This window comes from Deltaproteobacteria bacterium, from assembly GCA_009930495.1.
Taxonomy (GTDB): Bacteria; Desulfobacterota; Desulfovibrionia; order Desulfovibrionales; family Desulfomicrobiaceae; genus Desulfomicrobium.
Map to the genome: position 1 here is coordinate 1 of RZYB01000180.1, position 4,799 is coordinate 4,799.

A 4,799-nucleotide genomic window follows, 5' to 3' on the forward strand; every position below is an offset into this window, starting at 1 on the left:
CGTTGGTCGCCACGGCGCGGGGAATCTCCTCGGCCTGAAAAACCTTGCCCACGGCGTCCTCGAAATAGACCAGCAGATAAATGAGCTCGCCGGGGCTGCATTCCCGCGCAAAACGGATCAAATCATCCTGGGCCAGGGGCGGCAGCACTTCGATCTCGACGCGGTCGGTCAGGAAGCGGGCCTGGTCCTGAAAGCCGCGCAGGATGGATTGTCCGGTCAGGGTGTTGTCGATGAGAACGAAAATTTTGCGTGTGTCCGGATTCTGCCGCAGCGCGACTTCCAGCGTTTCCCGGTGGGCCGCGCTTTCGATGATGATGTTCATGTCATCGGCGTTGTCCGGAATGGATTCGGGATCATTGACGCCGCAGGTCACGATGGGCGTGCGCGGAAAAAATTCCTCCCGATACCTAGCCACCAGATCCAGGGCGTGATTGTCCGTCAGGATGACGCCGTCAAAGCGCGCGCCCGCATACTTGTCCCGCAGCAGCCCAAGAAACCGCTGCTGATAGGCGGGCGAGGTGTAGTGCTTGGCGTCCATGTATTCCACGCGGTAATCGGCCCACATCGTCGAAGATTGCAAGACCGAGACGATTCCGGCGTGCAAATCCCTGGTCCAGGAAAAATCCGGGGCATAGGAATGAATGACCAGGACGCGCGGTGACGCCATCCTAACCTGGGCCGCGCACGGTGCCGGCGCTGCCAGCACGGCCGTGGCGATGATGATTGCAAACGCGAAACAGCGGAGATGCATGGATTATGGATAGCACGCCACATCTTTGCAGAGCAAGGAATAAGCACGACCGGACAAAAACCGGAATGATCCGGGACAAAAAAATGCTCAGCCCCTGGACGCGTAGGCCGAGGGCAGCCGACCATGGAAACGCTTGAAGGCCGCGCTGAAATGGCTGGGGTTGGAATAGCCCACGGACAGGGCGGTCTCCATGATCGAGCAGGTGCCGGACTCGATCAGCTCCAGGGCGTGTTCCATGCGCAGGGAGCGCACGTACTCGCCAATGGACTGGTTGGTGCGCTGGCGGAAACCGGCCTTGAGATAGCATTCGTTCAGGCCCACGCGCCGGGCCAGGACCGCGATGGTCGGAGGATCGGCCCATTCGGCGCGCAGGATGTCGATGGCCGCGTCGATGGCCGGACACGCGCGGGAAGCGGGCCGGTTCTGATCCGGGTAGTCGAAGGCCAGAATCTGGGCCAACAGATCCAGGGCCAGGGATTCGAAATGAAGCCGGCCGCAAACCGTGTCCCGATTGGTGGCCAGGAGCTTTCCGGCGGCGCGGATCAGGGGCGCGGTCCGGCGGGGACACCGGGACAAGGGGCGCATGCCCATGGGGAGCGCGGCCTGGGCCGTCCCCGCGTCGCGCAGGATGAGCTCCAGGGTCCGGCTCAAACCGCAGCGGCAGTCGGACAGCCAGGATTCGACCATGGACCGGGGCAATTCGAGGGAAAGCCCCCGGATGACCTTGGCCGAAGGTTGAAAATACCGGGCGCAGGCCGCGAAATTCCGACAAAGCCACAAATCCCCGCCACGGATAATTTCCCGGGTCGCGGCGGCGCCCGGCAGAACCACCTCGAACTCGCCGGAAAGCAGCAGGTTGAAGCCGATGGTCGTGCGGACGTCCAGATATTCGCCGCGCAGGGGCCGGGACAACTCATAATCGCACATGCCCACGCCCAGCCCCCGGTCCATGAGGACCAGCTCGGCCCAACCGCTGCCCGCCTCGTCGGGCAGCTCCAGACGCAGGCGCGAACCCGGATTCCCCATGACCAGGGACTTTTCGACAAAAGCCCCCTGCTCCCTGTAATGACGACGATAGCGCTCGATCAACGATGCGTCCCTGTCCGCCACGCTTCCTCGGCGCGGCTCCACTGCGTACATGGCCCCCTCCTCCCGATCACTGCTCACGGCTGCCCTTGTCGTGGCGCTTTCTCGCCAAAAAAACGCGCGAAACGCCAACGCCGGTAAAACGTCCTGTTTTCGACCACCAACGCGCCATGACTGTTTGGATGTCATCACGATGACACTGTCCGACCGGAACCCGTGGCGAAAACTTTTTAGGCGCCACTAATATTTTTAATGGGCCGCGTTGACAAGTTTTTTTTCAAAGTCATGCATGCGCCCACCCTCCCCCAAAAAATGCACGCCAATACGTATAAATACGCCCTTTTTATCCTTCCACGGCAACGTTCTTCTCTAGCACCCGCGAACATCCCAATGCTGTTTTAGTTAGTTGACTCTAATTTTTATCTCGACTATCCCTGCCTCGAACAGCATACAGGAGAACCTCATGAAACCTTCCGAAATCGTCAACGCCCTGGAAACCCTTATTCACGTGCAACAGCCCGTATTTTTGTGGGGCGCGCCCGGCGTCGGCAAGAGCCAGGTCGTGTCCCAGGTGGCGGTCGCGCATGGCCTGGAGTTGGTCGATGTGCGCGCGGTTTTGCTCGATCCCGTGGATCTGCGCGGCATTCCGCGTATCGACGCCCAGGGCAACGCCGTATGGTGCCCGCCGTCCTTTTTGCCCCGCAGCGGTCAGGGCGTGCTTTTTCTGGATGAACTCAATTCCGCGCCGCCCCTGGTCCAGGCCGCGTGCTATCAGCTCATTCTGGACCGCAAACTGGGCGAATACACCCTGCCCGAGGGCTGGGTCATCATCGCCGCCGGGAACCGGGAGTCGGATCGGGCCGTGACCCACCGCATGCCCTCGGCCCTGGCCAATCGGCTCGTGCATCTGGATTTCGAGCCGGACCTCGACGACTGGCTGGATTGGGCGACCCGGGCCGGGATCGACGCCCGATTGCGCGCCTTTCTGCGCTTCAGGCCCAAATTGCTGCACGCCTTTGACCCCAGCCGCAACGAAAAGGCCTTTCCTTCTCCCCGATCCTGGGAGTTCGTGTCCCGTATTTTGCGGGCCGGAGCGCGCTGGGCCACCTTGCGCGACCTGCTCAAAGGGGCCGTGGGCGAGGCGGCGGCCGCCGAATGCCTGGGCTTTTTGGAATTGTGCGGCCGGATGCCCGATGTGGACGAAGTGCTGGCCGATCCGGGCCAGACGCCCATCCCCGAAGATCCGGCGGTCATGTACGCGCTGTGCGAATCCCTGGCCCGGCGCGCCTCGGATACGACCATGCCCAGCCTGGCCGTGGTGGCCGGGCGTCTGCCCGTTGAATTTGGCGTGCTGCTCATGCGCGACGCCGCGGCCACGGACCCGGATATCGTCGAGACCGGGGCCTTTCAGGCCTGGGCTAGTGCCAACAGCGATGTTCTGGTTTCGGCATGACCCCGGCCCGCCAAAAAATGATCAAGGCCAGGGCCGATCTGGTCCTGGAACACCCGTTCTTCGCCACCTTGGCCCTGCGGCTGGAATTGCGGGAGGATTCGTCCTGCGCCACGGCCTGGTCCGACGGCGCTGTTCTGGCTTACAATCCGGCCTACATCGAGGCCCAGCCCCTGGCCGCGGTCAAGGGCATGCAGTGCCATGAGGTGCTGCATCTGGCCTGCGGCCATCATACCCGGCGCGGCAGTCGCGAGGCCGGGCTGTGGAACCGGGCCTGCGACTACGCCATCAATCCTATTTTGCTTGAAGCCGGCATCGAGCTGCCGCGCGGCTATCTGGACGATCCGGCCCATCACGGCCAAAGCGCCGACGCTATTTACGAGGCGCTTTTGCGCGAGATGGACGAGGTTCGGGGCGGGGCCGAAGATGGTGCCGGTCGGGACGCCGAAGCCGACGCGGACATGGACGCGGCCGCGGGCGGGCGAGAGTCATTGGGCGGACAAGACCGGAGCGGAGCGCAGGGCGATTCCGGGAGCGACCAGGACGGATTACGTCCGGCGCAAGGCGGTGGCGGGCCGAGTGGCGGCGCGGGAGACAACACGGACCCCGGCATGAGCGGGGAAGTCCGGGATGCACCGGCGCAGACCCTTGGCGCGGACGGCGACCAGGGCGGCCCGGACCAGGATGACGAGTGGCGCATGGCCGTGGCCCAGGCCGCGCGCGAGGCCCGTGAGGCCGGCACCCTGCCCGGCGGCCTGGAACGGCTGATCGGCGCCACGCTCGCGCCCCGACTGGGCTGGCGGGATCTGTTGCGCCGATTTCTGACCAGCGCGACCCGCGACGATTTTTCCTGGGTCCGCCCCAATCGCCGCTATCTGCATGCCGGGCTGTATCTGCCGGGTCTGGACAGTCTGAAGCTGGCGCCCCTGGCCGTGGCCGTGGACGTGTCCGGCAGCATCGAACAGCCGTTGCTCGATGCCTTCGCGGCCGAGGTTTCGGCCGTGCTGGAAGAGTTCGACACGGACCTGGACGTGCTGACCTGCGACATGTCCCTGACCTCGCGTCAGACGCTGGGTCGCCAGGATCTGCCCCTGACCCTCCTGGCCACGGGCGGAGGCGGCACGGATTTTCGGCCGCCCTTTCAGATTTTGGAGCGGGACGGCGTCAGCCCGGCCTGTCTCGTCTATTTTTCGGACATGCAGTGTTCGCGTTATCCCGAGGAACCGGAGTATCCCGTGCTGTGGGTCTGCCCGCGGGAACCGCAATCCCCGCCGCCCTTTGGCGAGGTCGTCATCATGGAGCAGGCATGAACATCGAATGGACCATCATCAAGAAACGCGGCAATTTTCGGCCTATCCTGGAGTACACCGTCAGACTGACCGAGTTCGAATGCAGCCTGTGCCTCTCCGGCGTGCGCGTCGAAAGCACCATCCCCAAGCCGCCCGAGTCCAGCTGGTCGCACTGCTGGCCCGGCCAGAACGAACGCGGGGACTGGACTCCGACGCAGTTTCA

Annotated in this window: 5 protein-coding genes; 3 read left to right on the top strand and 2 right to left on the bottom strand. The window is 63.8% G+C overall.

Annotated features, from left to right (window positions below):
- On the bottom strand, nt 1-751 hold a 751-nt coding region (locus EOL86_11990), incomplete at its 3' end, for a phosphohydrolase (protein ID NCD26294.1).
- A gap of 87 nt (nt 752-838) precedes the next feature.
- A complete protein-coding gene (locus tag EOL86_11995) occupies nt 839-2,029 on the bottom strand; it encodes an AraC family transcriptional regulator (protein ID NCD26295.1) in 1,191 nt (396 codons plus the stop codon).
- Nucleotides 2,030-2,300: 271 nt separating this feature from the next.
- Between EOL86_11995 and EOL86_12000 the strand changes: the two genes are divergently transcribed.
- The 3 genes from EOL86_12000 to EOL86_12010 all read left to right on the top strand — a co-directional run.
- The gene (locus tag EOL86_12000; GenBank protein NCD26296.1) at nt 2,301-3,290 is read left to right on the top strand and encodes a MoxR family ATPase; all 990 of its coding nucleotides are present in this window, start codon (nt 2,301-2,303) and stop codon (nt 3,288-3,290) included.
- Nucleotides 3,287-4,597, top strand: a complete 1,311-nt coding sequence (locus EOL86_12005) for a hypothetical protein (protein NCD26297.1) — start codon at nt 3,287-3,289, stop codon at nt 4,595-4,597. Before EOL86_12000 ends, EOL86_12005 begins: the two co-directional genes overlap by 4 nt.
- Nucleotides 4,594-4,799, top strand: a 206-nt coding sequence (locus EOL86_12010; protein ID NCD26298.1) for a hypothetical protein, incomplete at its 3' end; no start/stop codon positions are given. The genes EOL86_12005 and EOL86_12010, both read left to right, overlap by 4 nt.

Excerpts from the sequence above, each read along its gene's own strand:
- EOL86_12000 (NCD26296.1), top strand. The coding sequence starts at position 2,301 with ATGAAACCTTCCGAAATCGTCAACGCCCTGGAAACCCTTATTCACGTG.
- EOL86_12005 (NCD26297.1), top strand. The coding sequence starts at position 3,287 with ATGACCCCGGCCCGCCAAAAAATGATCAAGGCCAGGGCCGATCTGGTC.